Consider the following 19,188-nt stretch of genomic DNA (forward strand, 5'->3'; position numbering starts at 1 on the left):
TTTTATTTTAACAGACGTTTAATCGTCTTCAGTTTGTTATCATACGGCGGATATAAAATCGACAAGTTTAATCTGGTGCTCTTTTTAAGCACACTTTTCATATGAGAGAAGGTCTCCAGACTATACCGCCCATGATAAGCGCCCAAACCTGAATGTCCCACGCCTCCAAACGGCAGCCTTGGATTGGCTACATGCGTAATCGTATCGTTAATGCAGCCGCCCCCAAAAGAAACCTCTCGCATCACTTGATCCTGTAACTGTGCATCCGATGTAAAGAGGTAGAGCGCCAGCGGTTTGGGTCGCTTTACAATACCGGCAATCGCCTCATCAATATGGGTATAACTGATAATCGGCAGAATCGGACCAAAAATCTCGTCCTCCATCGAGGCGGCTTCCCACGATTCGGCATCAATAAATGTCGGTTCAATAAAACGATCTTCCTCATCGGATTGACCCCCATAAATGACATGAGCCTGATCGCGTTCAATAAGGGTCGTGAGACGTTTGAAATGGGCCTTGTTGACGATTCGCCCATAGTCTCTGTTGTGCTGGATATCTGTACCAAAGAACGACTCTACCGCTGCTTTCATTTCGGCAATCAATGGATCTTTCACCTGTTCATGTACAAGCAGATAATCTGGTGCGATGCAGGTCTGACCGGTATTGAGCAGCTTTCCCCATATAATGCGCTGTGAAGCAACGCTTAGATCGGCATGCTTATCCACGATAACCGGACTTTTACCGCCAAGCTCCAGCGTAACTGGAACGAGGTTTTTGGCAGCAGCCTCCATGACGATTTTGCCCACCGGGACACTTCCTGTAAAAAAGATATAGTCAAATGGGGCGTTAATAAGCGCCGTGGTGGTGTCTTTCGCTCCTTCAACCACGTGGACATAATTTGGTTCGAAGATGGAGGTTATCATCTCACGAATAACGGCGGAGACGGCTGGTGTGTTTTCAGATGCTTTGAGAACTGCCGTATTGCCTGCTGCCAACGCGCCAACCAGAGGTTCAATTAACAACTGGAATGGATAGTTAAAGGGCCCAATAATCAAGACCGCACCATAAGGCTCAGGAATGATATAGCTTTTGGAACCGATCAGCGCGAGTTGAGTTTTAACCTTGACCGGTTTGACCCATTTCTTCACTTGCCGAATGGTATGCGAAATGCTATCCAGCATAAATCCGATCTCCGTTGTATACGATTCGAACTCACTCTTGCCCAAATCCTGATAGAGCGCCTCGGTAAGACGGGACTCATACTTTTGAATCGCCTGTTTCAACCGGGTTAAATGTGCAATGCGAGCCTCAGCGGAGCGAGTAGCCCCTGTTCTAAAAAATTGCCGCTGCTGCTGTAAAATTTCTTCCACTTCAGGTTCGCTTAATTCCTGTATTGTCCTCACGTAATCCAACTCCTCTATGAGTTAATGATGATCCGTTTAAACAAACGAACGAATCGCCTACATGCATGGGCATGTTAGCTGCTCTTGTCTATAAGCACTCCTCTTCCATCGCGGCCACCAGTTCCTTCAAAAGTTCCACCGAGGACTTTAACGAAGCAGAATAATATCGCTGTGTTCCCTTCTGCTCCACGGAGATAAGTCCTTTTTCAAGCAACAACTTGAGATGATGGGATATTGTAGGCCGGGACAGGCTGAATTGTTCTGTAATTTCATTCACCGTCATGCTGCCCTTCTCGCTGAGCGCAAGTAAAATGGCCTGACGATGGTTGTCACTTAGTATCTGGAATAAAGGGATGCAGGTTTGAAAGATGGATAATGCTTTTTGTCCCATGGTTTCACCTCTAATAAGTTTCTAAAGATATTGTCTGTAGCGTCTATTCGTTTAAACATTTAAACCTAATAACTGTATTTTACTCCTCAAACCTGTGAAGAACAAGCTAGGCTTGATAAATTATATATAAGTTAGATAAAAGCGCTTCCATACTACCATACAAGTATGGTAGTATGGCTTTGAAGGAGTTGAAGTTATGGAATATCCCCCTAGGTCTTCATCCAAAGCCGATTTATTATCATCCTTAATAAGCCCATCTTCGCTGAACAAACAGGCATTCTCTTCACGTGAGGCTGTCTACACGACGTTGAAGCAGTTGATATTGAGTTTGAAGCTGCCTCCCGGTACCGCTATCTCGGAAAAAGAGATCTCGCTCGAGTTCAATGTGAGTCGGACCCCTGTTCGAGAAAGCTTTGTCCGATTAGCACAGGAAGGTCTGCTGGAAATATATCCGCAGCGGGGTACCTATGTATCTCTGATTCAAGTGGATCTCGTGGAGGAAGCCCGATTCATGCGTGAACAGCTTGAGCGTGCCGTCATACGGCTAGCCTGTGTGCAATTTCCAGATGAATATATGAATAAAATGGAGCAGAACCTTGCACATCAGCAGGAATGTATACTTGAACCGGATGATGAACGAATGTTCGGATTGGATGAAGAATTCCATAGTACTCTCTTTGCAGGCTGCAACAAAAAAAACACCTGGTCCGTGATCCAGCATATGAATGTGCATCTGAACCGGAGCCGAATGCTCCGTCTGTCTTCAGATCATCATTGGGATCACTTGCTTGAGCAGCATCGATCCATGGTTCAGGCGATACAACAGCATGATGCTCAAACGGCGGAGCACATTATGCAGGAACATCTGCACTTAACCGTCACAGATCTGGCTGTCCTGCGGCATACATACCCTTCCTATTTTCAATGATGATGGATGGATCTGTTCTGTTCTTTAAACTAATCTTGATGAGGTGAATGTGATGAGAATGGTTTTTCGCTGGTTTGGTGAAGGCAATGATACCGTAACGCTTGATCATATTCGGCAGATTCCCGGTGTCGAAGGCATTGTATGGGCACTGCACGATGTTCCGGCAGGTGAGGAATGGCCCCTGGACAAAATTCTGGCCGTCAAAGCTGCAGCGGACAAGGCCGGGTTACATCTAGATGTTGTTGAGAGCGTTAATATTCATGAAGACATCAAACTCGGTCTGCCTACACGTGATCAATATATTGAGAATTACAAAAAAACGATGGAAAAACTCGCCCAGGTAGGCGTTAAAGTCATCTGTTACAACTTCATGCCGATCTTCGATTGGCTGCGTACCGATATGCATAAGGAGATGGAAGATGGCTCTACTGCCCTCTTCTACGAGCACAAGAAACTCGCCGATATTGAGCCTCTTGAACTGGTGCGCCGGATTACCGAGAATTCAGCATTAACCATGCCTGGCTGGGAACCGGAACGATTGCAGTATTTAACAGGTCTGTTCGAAGCATATAAGGATGTAACAGAGGATCATATGTGGGAACACGCCCGTTATTTCCTGCAGGAGATCATTCCAACAGCTGAACGACTAGGTATTCGAATGGCTATTCATCCGGATGATCCGCCATGGCCGATCTTTGGTCTGCCCAAGATTATTACGAGCCAAGACAATATTCGCCGATATCTGAACCTGTATGATAGCCCTTATAACAGTGTAACTCTGTGCAGCGGCTCGCTTGGAGCCAATCCGAATAATGATATTATCGGCATGATTCACGAATTCAAGGATCGTATCCCTTTTGCCCATATCCGTAATGTCAAAATCTACGATAACGGGGACTTTATCGAGACCTCTCATCGCAGTCAGGACGGAAATGTCGATATTGCAGGTGTTGTGGAGGCCTATCACGATACTGGATTCGAAGGTTATGCACGACCGGACCACGGACGTCATCTCTGGGGAGAACAATGCAGACCGGGATATGGACTCTATGATCGGGCTCTGGGAATTATGTATCTGTGGGGCGTCTGGGATTCCCTGCAAAGGAGGTCAAAAGCATGAATGATTTTGCCAAAGAAAAATCAACCCGTCTGGAAGCCAGAACAGCCGTAATTACTGGCGGAGCAGGTGTTTTGTGCCGTTCTATGGCTGAAGAGCTCGCACGGCATGGCGCACGTGTAGCCATCCTGAACCGCACGGTATCCAAGGGTGAAGTAGTCGCTGCGGCTATACAGGCAGCAGGAGGCCGGGCCATAGCCGTAGCCTGCGATGTGACCCAGCCCGATAGCGTTAAAGCGGCTGCGGCATCCGTTCAGGAACAGCTCGGGCCCTGCGACATCCTTATCAATGGCGCAGGCGGCAATCATGCCAGTGCCAACACAACGAACGAGATCTTCAAGCTGGATGATCTGGAACAGAGCGGCGTCACTACCTTTTTTGATGTAAGTGTCGATGGTTTCCGCCAGGTCATGGATTTGAACTTTGTCGGGTCTCTTATCCCCACCCAGATCTTTGCAAGACAAATGGTGGAACGGGATACTCCAGCTACCGTCATTAATATTTCGTCCATGAGTGCCCCATCACCCATGACCAAAGTACCGGCTTACAGCGCGGCCAAAGCGGCCATTAACAATTTTACCCAATGGCTTGCTGTTCATCTGGCCGAATCCGGTATACGGGTCAATGCAATTGCACCAGGATTTTTCCTGACTGAGCAAAATCGCAATTTGCTGCTTCACCCCGATGGTTCGCCAACAGAGCGTTCAAGCAAGATTATTGCGCATACTCCGATGCGTCGTTTCGGGAAACCGGAAGACTTGCTGGGCACACTGATGTGGCTTGCCGATGAACGGCAATCCGGTTTTGTCACAGGTACGGTAATTCCTGTGGATGGCGGATTTATGGCGTATGCAGGAGTGTAGTGGTTCAATTTTTTAAACATTGTGCGTGAGTAACCTCGTATCTCCAATATCATCCTGTTAACGTCTATCCGAAGCCTGGGATAATCATCCCCGGTTTCGGATTTTTGCATTCCCGAATAAGAATCGCCAGCATAGGTAAAGCTTGTTAGAGTAACAGAAAATGCATAACAGTACTGCGTGTTGATCCATAGGGAGACTTGACATTTTCTGAATCGTTCTGTTAAGCGAAGGAAGGTGATATATACATGATGGAAGAAACTTGGGTTGTTGCTGTTCGATCTGTTATCGCCTTTTTGACCCTGATCATCTATACAAGGGTACTTGGCAAACAGCAAATGGGAAACCTGACGTTTTTTGATTACATTAACGGCATTACCATCGGTTCCCTCGCAGGTACATTTGCGACTGATTTATCAACCAAGGGATGGGTTCATTTCGTCGCCTTGACCATTTTCACCATCGTGACAATCGTCTTTCAGTATGTTACCCTCAAAAATCGCACTATCGCCAAACTGCTGGATTCCGATCCTACCCTGATTATCCAGAATGGTAAAATTCTTGAACAAAATCTCCATAAGATGCGTGTCAAGTTTGACGAACTGACCATGATGCTGAGACAAAAAGATGTATTTGATATCACTACGCTGGCCTATGCCATTCTTGAACCGGACGGCAATCTCTCTGTTGTCCTGAAACCCGAAAACCAACCGGTTACGGCGAAGGACATGAATATGCACCCTCCCAAGAGCAAGCTGATGACCGAGATTATTATCGACGGTGTTCTGATCAAGCAAAATCTGGAGGAACGAAACAAGGATATCAACTGGCTTAGTGAACAATTGAAGAAGAAAAAAATCACGATTCAGGACATTGCCTTTGCCGCCATTTTGCCCAATGACAAACTATATGTGGATCTCTTCGAGGATAAATTTCCGGAGAAAACCGATATGGGAGATTATGAGGGACCTTTCTAAAACCTTAAATTGCAGGAGGCGTATGAATGAAAACTCGTTTCTGGTTGCTGTATGTGCTTCCAATTTGCATGATCCTTTTGTTCTGCGCGATTCTTGCGAGTGGAACGTTTCTCAAAAAGCCCTGGGGTACCAATGATCGCTTGCTTGAGTCTGTTCAAACGTTGGAGAAGCAAGTGCAAGCCAAAAATTGGACAGAAGCCAAGACTCAGGTGGATTATGCGTTGCAAGCCTGGGATCGCATCGTCAACCGTATTCAGTTCAGTGTCGAGCGGGAAAACATCTACAATATTCTGGGTGCCCTCGCGCGTATGAAGGGTGGCGTCGTTGCGAAGGATGAGAAGATGATTTTGGCAGAGATTTATTATTTTTATGTCCTGTGGGACAACCTTGGGGATTGAACAGTTCCAGCTGAATTCTTGTGCAAGGATCACAAAAGACGGAACAAAAAAGGCACTCTCTTTAATGAAAAAGAGGAGTGCCTTTTTGCTTCTACACGTTACGCTGGCGCAATCTGCGGGATCGTGACCCTTGCGCTGTACTTTCTTTGCGGAAAAAGAGAGCCAGGGCCCCTCTGGCACACCACAGTGCAAACAGGGCGAAAAGCGTTCCCCAGAACAGGGCAGGAAGGAATGTCTGCTGAGCCAGATTGGCAGCATCGCCTGCCCGGGAAGGCTGTGTCCAGGACATCAGTCCGACATACATCGCACTTATTACGGACTCTTCAAGTGTAAGGAAAGCCAGTAACAGATAATAGAACTTCATGATTTTCGCACCAAAAATCATAATCACGACATTCAGGACAATGAAACCTGTGAGCCACAGCATGCCGAACTCTCCCCTTACATAGAAGAGTAGCGACACAAGAGCTACAGCCGTCATGATGCCAAGCCCCCACAGGTGCCGTCCTTTTCGGTATAGATAGAATAGCAACCAGGCAAAGAGGGATGCAGTAACATAGCCCGCCAAGGAAACCAAAATGGATCGGCCTGGTGTCAGCATGGATGAATACGTAACGCCGCTGTGATCAGCATATAATTCAATGCGTAATACTTTGCCGGATAACACCAATGTCATCAGCGCATGGCCAAATTCGTGAATCATCGTATCCAGGTTACGGAACAATGAAGAAAACGGGATAAAGCGGGTCAGTATCGCTGAACCCATCAGAAACAGTATGGTTTTGAGCCATTTATTCAATCCGGTCCTACCTCCCTTGCCTCCGAGTAAAACTGCCTATCACTATATTACGTGGCTACGCTGTGTTCGTTTCGATCCATGAAATGTGCGGCGCAATATTGTATCCACCAGCAGAAACTCCGGTTATGTCCGATGAAAAAAGAAGACAGATCATAACGCCCCGTTCCTGTCTCCAGTGTAACCAGCAATCTGTTGCGCATCTGCGTCAGCGCATAAGTGACAAATTGATCTGCTGCTTCATTTTGTACTAGTGTAACATAGGCATAGAGGGAATGATCCACCGGTTCATCGAGTGGGCTTACACCAGCGCAAGAAAATTCGGTACGTACTCCCGCCCTCTGAAGCAAAGTCAAGGCATCGACCAGCTCAGCATCCACTTCAACATCATTCCAAATCTCCGTTCTCTTCGCTGCCATCGTCTGCTTCTCGCGTTCCGTCCACTGCATTAACTCCTGTTTGCGTCTTCTCCATAGATGGGCAGACTGCTGGCTTAACAGCACTTCTTGTTCTTCAGGTAAATCCATTACATTTCCTCCCGTTCCCCGCATAATCTCCGTCACCTTGAACAACGAAAAGAGCACATCCCTGTGCTCTCTGCGTGGCAAAAGGCAAAGGAATGGCACAGCCATTCCTCAGCATGTTGTATTATTGTACCTTTTTCGATGACTGGCATCAAATGGATTATCTTTTTCGTGAATTCAGCTTGTTACTGAAGCATAAAGTGCTATTCATTCAGGGCTAGTTTCAGCGCCTCCAAATTCTGCCGCATTACACCGATGTAGTCCATTCCTGCCGCGATTTCCTCTTCCGACAACCCTTCGATCGGGTTCAATACGGCCGTTTTGGCTCCTACTTCATTGGCGATGGTCTCTGACACTTTGGATGAAACCAACGTTTCAAAGAAAATCGTCTTCACCTGATGCTCCTTGGCAAAATCAATAACGGCCGCCATTTGCGCTGCGGAAGGCTCTTGTTCTGGAGACAGCCCGGCAATTGGTACTTGCTGCAGACCATATTCCTGTGCAAGATAGGCAAATGCAGCATGCTGTGTGATGAAATCTTTACGTTTGCTGTCCGTTACAGCCGCTTTGAAATCCTGATCCAGTGCTTCCAGTTTGGCAACGTAGGCGTCGGCATTTTGCTTGAATTGCTCCGCATGTTCCGGTGCAGCCTGTGCCAATCCAGCCTCGATATTACGTACTTCCTTCACGGCAAGTGCAGGTGACAGCCACACGTGGGGATCAAGTCCGCCGTGGTCATGTGTATGTGCCTCTTCTGCTTCGGCATCATGATCGTGATCATGCTCCTCTGACGTGGCTTCATCCGCATGATCATGGGTGTCTGTTGTGTCGGCATGTTCGTGTTCATGCTCATCTTCTTCTGAGCCTTCCAGCAGATCAATTCCATGGCTCGCTTCCACTTGAATGAGTTTGGCATTGGCGAGACTGTCTGTAACTTGATCGATCCAGGATTCCATACCCGCCCCATTATAGACAAGTACATCCGCTTTCTCAATGCTTGCAATATCCTGTGGTGTCGGCTCCCAGTCATGCGGCTCCGTACCTGCAGGAACGAGTGTATGAACATTAGCCAGATCGCCTGCCACATTTTTGGTGAATTCGTACATCGGATAAAAGCTGACTTCAACATTTAGTTTGGCCTCTTCGGTCTCCGCCGAAGCTGGCGTGTTAGCCGAGTTGGTACTGGAATCGGAAGCTGCCTGGTTCTGTCCACAACCGGAGACAATGAGTGTAAGGCTGAATAACAGTGCGAGTGCTGATCTTTTATTAAATTTCATGTCGTGTATTCTCCCTTGAATGTATGAATAGCGCTGCGCGTTGTTGTGTTCTTGCTTTGCTATGGCGTTTACGGTTATATCTTGCAATCAGCTTTTGTGCTGATATTCCAATCAATAGAAAGACCAGCAGGATGAGAGCAATGGTTCCTCCCGGTGGTGTGTTTAAATGGTAAGAGGTGGTCAGTCCACTAAAAATACCGAGTAATCCGGTAACGACGGCGATAACAATCGCTGCTGCAAAACTGCGTGACAATCTCAGTGCTAGGGCAGCAGGAAGCACGATTAATGCTGACACGAGCAACACGCCGACAATCGGCATGGCTGAAGCAACGGTCATTCCTGTCAAAACAGCAAATGCAAATGATATACCTTTAACCTGAATGCCTCCGATGGAAGCTGTCTCTTCATCAAACGTGAAATTGTACAATGGTCTTCTGAGCACGATGAAAAAAATCAGACCGATAACACACACAGCTGCCATAATCCACAACTGCATATCACTAACTGCAACGATGGAACCGAACAGATAAGAGCTAAATGTCTTGGACAGACTCGTTTTCAGACTCATGAGTACCACAGCAAGGGCAAGCCCGGATGTCATAATGATCGCTACAGGCACCTCGCTATACGTCAGGTAATTTCTTCGGAGTTGTTCCACCAGCAATGCACCGATAATCGCAATCGCAAATCCACAGATTACCGGATCCAGGTTCATCACGGAACCCAGGGCAACTCCAGCCAATGAAACATGGGATAACGTATCCGCCATCAGCACCTGGCGTCGAAGCATCAGGTATACTCCCAGAATCGGAGCAATGACTCCAATCAGTCCGCCTGCCCAGAAGGCACGCTGCATGAATTCGTACTCAAACACTGCCATTCCTCACTTTCTTGCCGTTCCAGGATAATGGTTCGGTCCAATCGATCGCCCATCTCTTCCAGTCCGTGGGTTACCATAATAATGGTCAGTCCATGGACATCAGTATAATGGCGCATCAGATCATAGAACCCTTCACGGCTTCGTCGGTCCATCCCCGTAGTCGGCTCATCCAGCACGAGTACCTGGGGCTCGCCTGCCAAGGCTCTGGCAATGCAGATTCGCTGCTTTTGTCCACCCGACAGTTCACCAACTCGGGCGTTGCGGTAATCCCACATACCAACTTCCCGCAAGCTGCGTTCCACAACAGCTTCCTGCTCGGAAGTGAATCTGCGGAACAAGCCGAGCTTACGGTAACATCCGGATCGCACCAGTTCGATCACCGTACTGGGAAAGCCACTATTAAACGATGCGACCTGTTGGGGTACATACCCGATGTTCAGCTTGCTGCCACGTTCGGACTGTGCATCCATATGTACCGTGCCGCTCCAGGGCTGTAACAGCCCCAGCAGCAATTTCAGGATAGTTGTTTTCGCAGAACCGTTGGGTCCTGTAATGCCCACGAACTCCCCAACATGGATATCCAGCGACAGTTGGTCAATGACAGGCTCTTTGCCGTATCCGAATACCACATCACGCATGGAAGATAAAATCATGGTTTTTCCTCTTTTCGTAAATATTACGATGTAAAAATGACAAAAAAATTTATCTTGTTTCCCGGTGAATCGTCATCTTCTTCAATCGTGGAGAATACTTCTTCAATTCGATCCGTTCTGGATGGTTACGCTTGTTCTTGGTTGTTGTATAGTTGCGATCTCCGCACTCGGTGCAGGCTAAAGTTACAATGACTCTCATGGATATGGCCTCCTTCAATTTATCTAATCGTAATGATTACTGTTTAATGATATTAGCCCATGCTTTTTCTTTTGTCAACTCCACGCTGGAAATGGATCTTTCAATTCTCGCCAATTCATCAGCATTTCTTCTTCTGTAAGAAGTGTCTCATCCAGCGCTTGTTCGATCTCCGCGCGGTCCATGTCTATCCCGATGAACACCAGTTTCGTTACCCGATCTCCCCACTGCTCATCCCAATCCGGAATAGGTGGAAGTGTATCACCAAAATGCATTTGTCGCTCTTCTTCACTCATCGCACCCACCCATAATCCGGCAGGCCCCAACTGCTTGGATGTTCCTGCGTGACTAAAAGACACCGCCATATGATTACGTGTTGCCAGCCACATTAAGCCTTTGGAACGTACGATACTTTCAGGCCACTTCGCAATCCAGCGCAGCAAACGTTCCGGATGAAACGGTCGTTTCCGGTGGTACACAAACGAGTGAATGCCATATTCCTCTGTCTCGGGTGTGTGTTCTTCCTTCATTAATTCGCGGATCCAGCCCGCAGACTGGCTTGCTTTTTCAAAATCAAACCGTCCGGTATTCAATATCTCCCTCGGGTCAATCTGTCCATGGGTTGTACGAATAAGTCGGGCCTCCGGCTGCATCGCATGTAATGCTTTCTCAAGCTTGATCAGCTCGTCTTCCGATACCAGGTCACACTTGTTCAAAATCAGCACATCACAGAATTCAACCTGATCCGTCAGCAGATGAACGATTCCCCGTACATCGTCCTCTCCGGCTTCCTGCCCCCGGTCCCTTAACGTTTCTTTGGAATAGAAATCGCGCCAGAACTGGGCAGCGTCCACTACCGTTACCATCGTATCGAGCCGCGTAAATTTCGTTAAATCAATCCCCAGTTCTTCGTCAATGTACGTAAATGTCTGGGCAACGGGTACAGGCTCCCCAATGCCTGTAGATTCAATCAGTATGTAATCAAAAGAACCGTCCAGCGCAAGCCGCTCTACCTCTTTCAGCAAATCCTCACGCAGCGTGCAGCAGATGCAGCCATTGGACATCTCCACCAGCTTCTCATCAATGCGTGACAATCCACCGCCATCCCGGATCAAGCCAGCGTCAATATTAACTTCACTGAGGTCATTTACAATTACAGCAACTCGCATGCCCTCCCGATTATGGAGTACATGATTAAGCAATGTCGTTTTGCCTGCACCCAGATATCCACTTAATACGGTCACCGGAACTCGGGGTTGTACCTGTTGTTCTGTCATTTCAATGACTCCCTTCTATTTATCCTCTCAAAACTAATGACGGAATGCTATGTAGCTTCCACTCGACCCATAGGCTGAATGTAACAATTTCTTAATGGTAATAATTACGATTAACAACTCAAACTATACCTGATCCTTGTTTCTTTTGTCAACATGTTGGCATCCTCAGACATCTAAATCGTAAGAATGTTGATTAATTAAAGTGAACGAGTATGATGCGGACGGTACAAGCATATATTTTACCAAAGTCCCGGTTCTGGAGGTCTATCCCATGAAAATGGCAGCTAATCTAAAGCTCCTGTCATTCCTTATACCCTGTGCATTTCTTGTTCCCGTATTGATTACGATGGCTCCCGATCTGCATGAGGCATGGAACAGCGAAGCCTTGCAAAATATGAAAACCATATTCATAAGTATTTTTCTCGAAGCGGCTCCATTTCTGCTCATCGGGGTGTTGTTATCTTCATTTATGCAATGGTTTGTATCTGAAGAAATGGTGAGAAAACTTACTCCCAAAAACCCCATCGGTGGTGTTCTGGTAGCGGGTCTGCTGGGTATTATCTTTCCCATCTGTGAATGCGGCATGATTCCGGTTGTCCGCCGATTAATGAACAAAGGCATGCCCGCCTACATCGCGGTCACGTTTATTCTAAGTGGTCCTGTCGTAAATCCAATTGTATTTACCGCAACCTTGCTTGCATTTCCGTCCCACCCGGAAATTGTGATTGCCCGTATGCTGCTTTCTTTTGCCGTAGCTGCCTTTATAGGGATGCTGACGTATATGTTCGTTCATTATAATCCTTTGAAAATGTCAAAACGACGTGGATCAGCCATCGTGCAAACTCATCCGGGATTTAAAATGGCAAAGCCTCATTCACATTCAGTCGATCATGATCATGATCATATTCATGACAAAAACTGGCGCAGCTTTTTCATCCATGCCGGAGACGAATTCGTCGATATGAGCAAATATTTGGTGATTGGCGCTCTCATTACTGCCTGCATCCAGACTTTTATCAGCCGCAGTGATCTCATCTCTTTGGGTAACGGGCCTGTCGCCTCTTATGCATTCATGATGGGCTTTGCGTATGTATTGTCTCTCTGCTCGACATCCGATGCTTTTGTAGCCTCTGCCTTCTCTCACACGTTTGCGTTAGGGCCGCTGTTATCCTTTCTCGTCCTCGGTCCAATGCTTGATTTCAAAAGCACACTGATGCTGCTCTCCACCTTCCGCACCCGGTTCGTTATTGGCTTGAGCCTGGCCATTATTATATTGGTTTTCGCCGGGTCGTGGTTGATTAACCTTCTGGCATGAGCATTTAAGAGTATGTTTAATCCCGCTTATCCGGGAAAGCATTCACGAGGTCACGATTTGATCAAAAGAGGTGATTGATTACATGAACCATCCTGGTTATACGATGTCCAAGGCTCCTGTTTCAAAATCTCCCTCCATCCACTGGCATAACCTAATTCGTGCGCTGTGGATCGGCGGGTTGGCTGTATACATCATTCATTTGAATTCAAGCGATTCTCTTCATTATTATCTGGCACCAACGATGCAACGATTGCTTCTCTGCTGCCCTGTTCCCTTTTTGTTTATTGCTGCTATCATGGCCTGGCACGGACTGTTTGGCAATAGTCAGCTCCATTGTGATTGTGAGCACCCGCCTCCTTCGGGATGGATACGCAGCTCGCTGATTTATGGCTTGATTGCCATTCCCTTAATCTTAGGTTTTCTTTTGCCGGATCAGGCGTTAGGTAGTTCCATGGCCAGTCAAAAAGGTATGTCACTATCCTATGGAACTCCAGAGATTCGTCGAAAAGAGCCTTTGCCTGATGCAGCAGAACTGGACGTTAAGGATCTTTCAAAAAAAACAACGACTGTTGAATTACCAACGCCTGCCGCGAAAGTACAATTCGTACCCCCGGATGAGTACAGTCGAGAATTTGCTGAACTGGCAGAGAAGTTATATGCGGAATCGGTCATCAAGGTATATCCCGAAATCTTCTCCGAGACATTGGGTTCCATTGATATGTTCCAACGGCAATTTGCAGGCAAGGCTATCTCCCTTACCGGGTTTGTATACCGGGATAAAAGTATGGATCATGAATCGCATTTTGCATTAGGACGATTTCTGGTCATGTGCTGCCCCGCAGACGCGGCACCCTTTGGTGTGATGATTCATGTCCCAAATGCAGACAGCTTCCCAACAGACAGTTGGGTACAAATTGATGGCACAATTGGATCGGCTCAAGTGAACGGCGAGGACACCATTGAGATTCGTGCAACGAAGGTAACACCTGTCGATCAGCCATCCACACCATATATTTATACCAATGCAGATTCCGTTATGGCATATGATATGTTGAAGAACAAATGAGAAAAGACCCGAAGCTAAGGATGCATAGCTTCGGGTCTTTGAAATTTCATTCAGACATAAGGTTAAATCTTGTCTGACTTGTGTATTATTCCGTTACGATATCATGTACCAGCACAGGTGCATCGGCATGATCCGAAATCGTAATGTTTTCTTTGATCTTCGCGATCACGTCTGCCACGTCTTCACGATTCGCATGGATCGTTACGAGGGATTCGCCAGCTTTAACCTGGTCACCCACTTTTTTGTTGAGCATCAGGCCCACAGCGAGGTCGATCTCCGATTCTTTCGTTGCACGGCCTGCGCCGAGCAGCATTGCAGCAGTACCGATTTCGTCAGCGACGATACCAGCTACATATCCGTCTTTATCCGCTGGCACTTCAACCAGATATTTCGCTTGTGGCAAGCGATCCGGATGATCTACAACCGAAGCGTCTCCACCTTGGTTTGCCAGGAAGTCCTTGAATTTCTCCAGTGCTTTACCGTTCTGGATCACTTCTCTCAATTTCTCCTCAGCATGCTCCAGGGAGTCTGCTTTGCCAGCAAGGAATACCATTTGACGTCCAAGTGCCAGACAGAGTTCTTCCAGATCTTTCGGTCCTTTACCTTGCAGTGTGAGAATGGCTTCTTTCACTTCAAGCGCGTTACCGATAGCCAGACCCAGTGGTTGGGACATATCGGAAATAACAGCCATGGTTTTGCGGCCTACATTGTTACCGATGCTTACCATGGCATGTGCCAGTTCTTTTGCATCTTCCGTAGTCTTCATGAATGCACCAGCACCTGTTTTGACATCCAGTACGATGGCATCGGCACCTGCTGCAATTTTCTTACTCATGATGGAGCTTGCGATCAGTGGGATGGAGTTAACGGTAGCTGTAACATCACGCAAAGCATAGAGCTTTTTGTCTGCCGGTGTGAGGTTGCCACTTTGACCGATAACCGCGACTTTATGTTCGTTAACGAGTCGGATGAACTCTTCTTTCTCCAGCTCTACATGGAAGCCTGCAACGGATTCCAGTTTGTCTGTTGTACCACCAGTGTGACCCAATCCACGTCCGGACATTTTGGCAACAGGAACATCGAGAGCTGCAACGAGTGGTGCCAGTACCAGTGTTGTGGTATCGCCCACGCCTCCCGTGGAGTGCTTGTCTACTTTGATGCCTTCAATTGCGGACAGATCAATCGTCTCGCCCGAGTTCACCATGGACATGGTCAAATCTGCGCGTTCCTTGTCTGTCATATCCTTAAAGAATATGGCCATCGCCCAAGCGCTGACTTGGTAATCCGGGATTTCTCCTTGTGTATATCCTTGAACAACAAAATCAATCTCAGCTGTAGTCAGTTCTTTTCCGTCGCGTTTTTTGGCAATAATGTCTACCATTCTCATGATGATCTCTCCTTCGTTGTGGTGTTTTACACGGGTCACTTCGATGGCAGAACAACCTTCCAACCGCTGTTATCCCCAGATTTTTCTGATTCCCTTTTCTAAGGGGAAAATCCGGTGATAAAGGCGGACGCTTCGCTTCTTCAGGTTTTTTCTGCCCTCTTCGTTATCGTGTAAATTTTATGGTTTTTGTAATTTGGAAACTTGGAGACAAAGGCGAACGCTTCGCTTCTTCAGAATCGATTCCGTTTCCTTCACTACGTGCTCAAAACAAAAGTTTCGATCAAAATCAATTGATTATTGAATATAAAATGCAACAATTACAGCGTAATTGCTGTTTCCAGTGCTACCACCATCATGTCGTTGAACGTTTTTTGGCGTTCTTCGGCTGTAGTTTCTTCACCTGTCAGCAAGTGATCACTTACAGTAAGGATGGTCAGTGCATTTACGCCAAATTTAGCAGCGAGTGTGTACAGTGCTGTTGTTTCCATCTCCACGCCCAGTACGCCGTGCTGCATCAATTTCTCAGTAACAGAGCGGTCGTCACGATAGAAGGAATCGGAGCTGAATACGTTACCGACATGGATTTTCATGCCTTTAGCCGTTGCACGATCATACGCTTCTTTCAGCAGGGAGAACGTCGCGATTGGGGAGAAATCATATCCACCAAATACAAGCTTGTTCATGCTGGAATCGGTACATGAAGCTTGAGCAAGGATAACATCCCGAACACGTACATGCTCTTGCATGCCTCCGCAAGTTCCGACACGAATCAGGTTTTTTACGCCATATTCGCTGATCAGTTCGTTGGCATAGATGCTGAACGATGGAATCCCCATGCCCGAGCCTTGCACCGAGATACGGTGTCCTTGATATGTACCCGTGAACCCGAGCATTCCGCGAACCTCGTTGTAACAAACAACATCTTCAAGGTACGTATCCGCAATAAATTTTGCACGCAACGGGTCTCCTGGCAAAAGGATTGTTTCTGCGATATCTCCGGGTTTAGCTCCAATATGTGTACTCATGATTAAATCTCCTCCAGTTATCCATCAGTTTGAATGAAGGCCAGGGACCGGAGCAGCTGAAGCTGCCCAAATGGTTGTCCTGTCCAATTGTATGTTCTAAGAAAATAAAAGCTTTCCCCAAGTTCAGTTAAAGATAAGAATTCGGACTACTTCAAATCCTTCAGGAAGCTTGTACCGTATTCCGGCAGTTTCACGCCGAAGTTCTCAGCTACTGTTGCACCAACGTCTGCAAACGTGCTGCGCAGTTCAAGCTTTTTACCCTCGCTGAAGCGCGGAGAGTACACAAGCAGCGGAACATACTCACGGGTATGGTCCGTGCCACGGTAGGTTGGGTCATTACCATGGTCAGCTGTGATGAGCAGCAGATCCTCGTCCGTCATTTTGCTAAAAATCTCAGGCAAACGAGCATCATACTCTTCCAGTGCTTGAGCGTAGCCTTGTGGATCACGACGGTGTCCGAACAAGGCATCGAAGTCAACCAAGTTCAGGAAGCTGAGTCCAGTGAACGCTTCATCCATTGTTTCAGACAGTTTGTCCATGCCATCCATGTTGGAAACGGTACGTACAGATTTCGTTACGCCTTCTCCATCGTAGATATCTGCGATTTTACCCAAAGCGATTACATCAAATCCACCATCTTTGAGTTCATTCATCACGGTACGGCCAAACGGTTTAAGTGCGTAATCATGACGGTTAGCTGTACGCTTGAAGTTACCCACTTCTCCTACAAACGGACGGGCAATAATGCGGCCCAGCATGTACGGATCGTCGAGAGTAATCTCACGACAGAACTCACAGATTTCATACAATTCTTTCAGTGGAACAACATCCTCATGGGCTGCAATTTGCAGAACCGAATCTGCGGATGTATATATAATCAGGGCACCTGTTTTCACATGCTCTTCGCCCAATTCATCGATGATTTCCGTGCCGCTAGCCGGTTTGTTCCCGATCACCTTGCGGCCTGTTTTTTCCTCAATGCGCTGAATCAATTCATCCGGGAATCCGTCTGCGAACACACGGAAAGGAGTATCAATGTACAGGCCCATCAATTCCCAGTGACCCGTCATGGTGTCTTTCCCTCTGGATGCTTCCTGCATCTTGGTATAAAAGGCTTTTGGTGCATCCGCTACAGGGACACCCTCAATTTCCTTGATATTGGACAGTCCAAGACTGGCCATATGAGGCATTTTCAGCCCTCCGCGTTCACGTGCAATGTGTCCAAAGGTGTCGACATCGAAATCATCGAATTCTGCCGCATCCGGCGCTTCACCGATTCCCACTGAATCCATAACGATCAGATGTACTCTTTTGAATGTTGACATAACTTAAGCACTCCTTCCAATAATCCGGCTTTACAAGAACAGTCCGGCGATGATCGCAGACAGCACGCTGACAAGCGATGCACCGTAAAGCAGTTTCAGACCGAAGCGGGCCACCACGTTACCTTGTTTCTCATGAAGTCCCTTCACCGCACCGGCAATAATACCGATCGAAGAGAAGTTGGCGAACGATACGAGGAAGACGGATACGATCCCTGTTGTTCTGGCAGACAATGTAGTCTGTTTGGTCAGATCAAGCATGGCAACGAATTCGTTGGATACCATTTTGGTAGCCATAATACTTCCCGCTTGAATCGCTTCTTTCCAAGGAACACCCATAATGAAGGCAAATGGTGCAAACACGTAACCAAGCAGTTCCTGGAACGAAATACCGAGTACTGCACTAAAGATCCCGTTAACAAGTGCGATCAAAGCCACAAAACCGATCAACATCGCTGCTACAACGATCGCAACTTTGAAACCATCCAAAATGTACTCGCCCAGCATTTCGAAGAAGGATTGTTTTTCCTCTTCCTGTACTTCCAATATATCTTCTTCCTCGGTAACCTCATATGGATTCACGATGGAAGCGATGATAAAACCGCCAAACAGGTTCAGCACAAGTGCCGTAACCACATATTTCGGATCAATCATGGACATATAGGCACCGACAATCGACATCGATACTGTGGACATCGCCGAAGCACACAAGGTGTACAGCCGATGTTTTGGCAGCAACCCAATTTGTTTCTTCACAGAAATGAACACTTCAGATTGCCCCAATACAGCCGAAGCAACCGCGTTATATGATTCCAGTTTGCCCATTCCGTTGACTTTGCTTAATACCAGACCAATATATTTTATAACAAAAGGCAAGATTCGGATATACTGCAATATACCAATGAGCGCTGAGATGACAACGATCGGCATCAATACACTGAGGAAGAATGGCGCGCCCCCACTGTCTGCACCAACGGTAGTCAAGCCACCGAATACAAACGAAATACCGTCATTAGCATAGCCAAGCAAACTTTCAAATACGTTTGCGAAACCGCTAATCAAAAAGGTACCCACTCCTGTGTTTAACAATGCGTATCCCAATATAACTTGCAGAACAATCATGATAATTAGTGGACGATATCGGATCTTCTTCTTACCGTTGCTGACCAGATAAGCTAGTCCAAATACAACAAGTATACCAAGAAGGGCAATTAGGAATTTCATTCTATCTCTCCTTTGAAGGTAGTTAAGCCGGATGTTCATTCAGCTCAAAGGTTTCCCATAAATGTGAAGAATTAACCTTTCAGAAAACGGTTGAAGCGCTTACAATAAATTCGGTCTTTTGTGATCCTGTTATAATCAAAAAAATAGAAAAGGAAAAATCAGAATCAGATTT

20 protein-coding genes are annotated in these 19,188 nt (G+C 46.9%); 7 read left to right on the forward strand and 13 right to left on the reverse strand.

What is annotated here, in order from left to right; genetic code table 11:
• Window positions 1–2: 2 nt before the first annotated feature.
• The gene (locus Q0V21_RS08940) at window positions 3–1,394 is read right to left on the reverse strand and encodes an aldehyde dehydrogenase (RefSeq protein WP_301879528.1); all 1,392 of its coding nucleotides are present in this window, start codon (window positions 1,392–1,394) and stop codon (window positions 3–5) included.
• 97 nt (window positions 1,395–1,491) lie between these two features.
• Window positions 1,492–1,794 (reverse strand): ArsR/SmtB family transcription factor, encoded by a 303-nt coding sequence (locus Q0V21_RS08945; RefSeq protein WP_301878512.1) that lies wholly within the window; start codon window positions 1,792–1,794, stop codon window positions 1,492–1,494.
• A 196-nt stretch (window positions 1,795–1,990) separates the two neighbouring features.
• Here Q0V21_RS08945 and Q0V21_RS08950 point away from each other — a divergent pair, with 196 nt between their 5' ends.
• From Q0V21_RS08950 to Q0V21_RS08970, 5 genes are all read left to right on the forward strand, one after another.
• On the forward strand, window positions 1,991–2,722 hold the full coding sequence (locus tag Q0V21_RS08950; protein ID WP_079344669.1) for a GntR family transcriptional regulator: 732 nt from the start codon (window positions 1,991–1,993) through the stop codon (window positions 2,720–2,722).
• Between the two features lie 52 nt (window positions 2,723–2,774).
• Window positions 2,775–3,842 carry a mannonate dehydratase gene (uxuA, locus tag Q0V21_RS08955; protein WP_079344667.1) on the forward strand — a complete coding sequence of 356 codons (1,068 nt, stop codon included), beginning with the start codon at window positions 2,775–2,777 and terminating at the stop codon, window positions 3,840–3,842.
• Window positions 3,839–4,702: an SDR family oxidoreductase gene (locus Q0V21_RS08960; RefSeq protein WP_079344665.1), complete on the forward strand. Its 864-nt coding sequence runs from the start codon at window positions 3,839–3,841 to the stop codon at window positions 4,700–4,702. The genes uxuA and Q0V21_RS08960 overlap by 4 nt, the downstream gene beginning before the upstream one ends.
• Before the next feature lie 245 nt (window positions 4,703–4,947).
• Window positions 4,948–5,676, forward strand: coding sequence for a DUF421 domain-containing protein (locus Q0V21_RS08965; RefSeq protein WP_079344663.1), 729 nt, complete (start codon window positions 4,948–4,950; stop codon window positions 5,674–5,676).
• Window positions 5,677–5,702: 26 nt separating this feature from the next.
• Window positions 5,703–6,074 (forward strand): DUF4363 family protein, encoded by a 372-nt coding sequence (locus Q0V21_RS08970; protein ID WP_079344661.1) that lies wholly within the window; start codon window positions 5,703–5,705, stop codon window positions 6,072–6,074.
• A gap of 91 nt (window positions 6,075–6,165) precedes the next feature.
• On the opposite strand, the gene Q0V21_RS08975 is transcribed toward Q0V21_RS08970, so the two are convergent.
• The 7 genes from Q0V21_RS08975 to Q0V21_RS09005 form a co-directional block, all read right to left on the reverse strand.
• On the reverse strand, window positions 6,166–6,873 hold the full coding sequence (locus Q0V21_RS08975) for a M50 family metallopeptidase (protein ID WP_079344659.1): 708 nt from the start codon (window positions 6,871–6,873) through the stop codon (window positions 6,166–6,168).
• Between the two features lie 47 nt (window positions 6,874–6,920).
• Window positions 6,921–7,397 (reverse strand): hypothetical protein, encoded by a 477-nt coding sequence (locus Q0V21_RS08980; protein WP_301878513.1) that lies wholly within the window; start codon window positions 7,395–7,397, stop codon window positions 6,921–6,923.
• Window positions 7,398–7,597: 200 nt separating this feature from the next.
• Entirely contained in the window at window positions 7,598–8,671 is a 1,074-nt protein-coding gene (locus tag Q0V21_RS08985; RefSeq protein WP_301878514.1) for a metal ABC transporter substrate-binding protein, read from the reverse strand.
• Window positions 8,661–9,551, reverse strand: coding sequence for a metal ABC transporter permease (locus Q0V21_RS08990; protein ID WP_301878515.1), 891 nt, complete (start codon window positions 9,549–9,551; stop codon window positions 8,661–8,663). Before Q0V21_RS08990 ends, Q0V21_RS08985 begins: the two co-directional genes overlap by 11 nt.
• Window positions 9,497–10,204, reverse strand: a complete 708-nt coding sequence (locus tag Q0V21_RS08995) for a metal ABC transporter ATP-binding protein (RefSeq protein WP_079344651.1) — start codon at window positions 10,202–10,204, stop codon at window positions 9,497–9,499. Before Q0V21_RS08995 ends, Q0V21_RS08990 begins: the two co-directional genes overlap by 55 nt.
• A 49-nt stretch (window positions 10,205–10,253) precedes the next feature.
• Complete coding sequence (rpmG, locus tag Q0V21_RS09000; RefSeq protein ID WP_024631975.1) at window positions 10,254–10,403, reverse strand: 50S ribosomal protein L33; 150 nt, start codon at window positions 10,401–10,403, stop codon at window positions 10,254–10,256.
• Window positions 10,404–10,477: 74 nt separating this feature from the next.
• On the reverse strand, window positions 10,478–11,677 hold the full coding sequence (locus tag Q0V21_RS09005; protein ID WP_301878516.1) for a GTP-binding protein: 1,200 nt from the start codon (window positions 11,675–11,677) through the stop codon (window positions 10,478–10,480).
• Window positions 11,678–11,948: 271 nt separating this feature from the next.
• Between Q0V21_RS09005 and Q0V21_RS09010 the strand changes: the two genes are divergently transcribed.
• Complete coding sequence (locus Q0V21_RS09010) at window positions 11,949–12,992, forward strand: permease (RefSeq protein ID WP_301878517.1); 1,044 nt, start codon at window positions 11,949–11,951, stop codon at window positions 12,990–12,992.
• Between the two features lie 82 nt (window positions 12,993–13,074).
• Window positions 13,075–14,058, forward strand: a complete 984-nt coding sequence (locus tag Q0V21_RS09015; RefSeq protein WP_301878518.1) for a TIGR03943 family putative permease subunit — start codon at window positions 13,075–13,077, stop codon at window positions 14,056–14,058.
• Window positions 14,059–14,143: 85 nt separating this feature from the next.
• Here the strand turns inward: Q0V21_RS09015 and Q0V21_RS09020 are convergent, their stop codons facing one another.
• The 4 genes from Q0V21_RS09020 to Q0V21_RS09035 all read right to left on the reverse strand — a co-directional run bounded on the left by Q0V21_RS09020 (window position 14,144) and on the right by Q0V21_RS09035 (window position 19,016).
• Entirely contained in the window at window positions 14,144–15,445 is a 1,302-nt protein-coding gene (locus Q0V21_RS09020) for a pyrimidine-nucleoside phosphorylase (RefSeq protein ID WP_024631978.1), read from the reverse strand.
• A gap of 317 nt (window positions 15,446–15,762) precedes the next feature.
• Window positions 15,763–16,470: a purine-nucleoside phosphorylase gene (deoD, locus tag Q0V21_RS09025; protein ID WP_024631979.1), complete on the reverse strand. Its 708-nt coding sequence runs from the start codon at window positions 16,468–16,470 to the stop codon at window positions 15,763–15,765.
• 146 nt (window positions 16,471–16,616) lie between these two features.
• Window positions 16,617–17,795, reverse strand: a complete 1,179-nt coding sequence (gene deoB, locus Q0V21_RS09030) for a phosphopentomutase (RefSeq protein ID WP_079344643.1) — start codon at window positions 17,793–17,795, stop codon at window positions 16,617–16,619.
• A 30-nt stretch (window positions 17,796–17,825) separates the two neighbouring features.
• The gene (locus tag Q0V21_RS09035) at window positions 17,826–19,016 is read right to left on the reverse strand and encodes a NupC/NupG family nucleoside CNT transporter (protein WP_024631981.1); all 1,191 of its coding nucleotides are present in this window, start codon (window positions 19,014–19,016) and stop codon (window positions 17,826–17,828) included.
• Between the last annotated feature and the right edge of the window lie 172 nt (window positions 19,017–19,188).

Source organism: Paenibacillus sp. 11B, assembly GCF_030487755.1.
GTDB classification, from domain to species: domain Bacteria; phylum Bacillota; class Bacilli; order Paenibacillales; family Paenibacillaceae; genus Paenibacillus; species Paenibacillus vandeheii.

Excerpts from the sequence above, each read along its gene's own strand:
- Q0V21_RS08945 (WP_301878512.1), bottom strand. The coding sequence starts at position 1,794 with ATGGGACAAAAAGCATTATCCATCTTTCAAACCTGCATCCCTTTATTC.
- Q0V21_RS08950 (WP_079344669.1), top strand. The coding sequence starts at position 1,991 with ATGGAATATCCCCCTAGGTCTTCATCCAAAGCCGATTTATTATCATCC.
- uxuA (WP_079344667.1), top strand. The coding sequence starts at position 2,775 with ATGAGAATGGTTTTTCGCTGGTTTGGTGAAGGCAATGATACCGTAACG.
- Q0V21_RS08960 (WP_079344665.1), top strand. The coding sequence starts at position 3,839 with ATGAATGATTTTGCCAAAGAAAAATCAACCCGTCTGGAAGCCAGAACA.
- Q0V21_RS08965 (WP_079344663.1), top strand. The coding sequence starts at position 4,948 with ATGATGGAAGAAACTTGGGTTGTTGCTGTTCGATCTGTTATCGCCTTT.
- Q0V21_RS08970 (WP_079344661.1), top strand. The coding sequence starts at position 5,703 with ATGAAAACTCGTTTCTGGTTGCTGTATGTGCTTCCAATTTGCATGATC.
- Q0V21_RS08980 (WP_301878513.1), bottom strand. The coding sequence starts at position 7,397 with ATGGATTTACCTGAAGAACAAGAAGTGCTGTTAAGCCAGCAGTCTGCC.
- Q0V21_RS08985 (WP_301878514.1), bottom strand. The coding sequence starts at position 8,671 with ATGAAATTTAATAAAAGATCAGCACTCGCACTGTTATTCAGCCTTACA.
- Q0V21_RS08990 (WP_301878515.1), bottom strand. The coding sequence starts at position 9,551 with ATGGCAGTGTTTGAGTACGAATTCATGCAGCGTGCCTTCTGGGCAGGC.
- Q0V21_RS08995 (WP_079344651.1), bottom strand. The coding sequence starts at position 10,204 with ATGATTTTATCTTCCATGCGTGATGTGGTATTCGGATACGGCAAAGAG.
- rpmG (WP_024631975.1), bottom strand. The coding sequence starts at position 10,403 with ATGAGAGTCATTGTAACTTTAGCCTGCACCGAGTGCGGAGATCGCAAC.
- Q0V21_RS09005 (WP_301878516.1), bottom strand. The coding sequence starts at position 11,677 with ATGACAGAACAACAGGTACAACCCCGAGTTCCGGTGACCGTATTAAGT.
- Q0V21_RS09010 (WP_301878517.1), top strand. The coding sequence starts at position 11,949 with ATGAAAATGGCAGCTAATCTAAAGCTCCTGTCATTCCTTATACCCTGT.
- Q0V21_RS09015 (WP_301878518.1), top strand. The coding sequence starts at position 13,075 with ATGAACCATCCTGGTTATACGATGTCCAAGGCTCCTGTTTCAAAATCT.
- Q0V21_RS09020 (WP_024631978.1), bottom strand. The coding sequence starts at position 15,445 with ATGAGAATGGTAGACATTATTGCCAAAAAACGCGACGGAAAAGAACTG.
- deoD (WP_024631979.1), bottom strand. The coding sequence starts at position 16,470 with ATGAGTACACATATTGGAGCTAAACCCGGAGATATCGCAGAAACAATC.
- deoB (WP_079344643.1), bottom strand. The coding sequence starts at position 17,795 with ATGTCAACATTCAAAAGAGTACATCTGATCGTTATGGATTCAGTGGGA.
- Q0V21_RS09035 (WP_024631981.1), bottom strand. The coding sequence starts at position 19,016 with ATGAAATTCCTAATTGCCCTTCTTGGTATACTTGTTGTATTTGGACTA.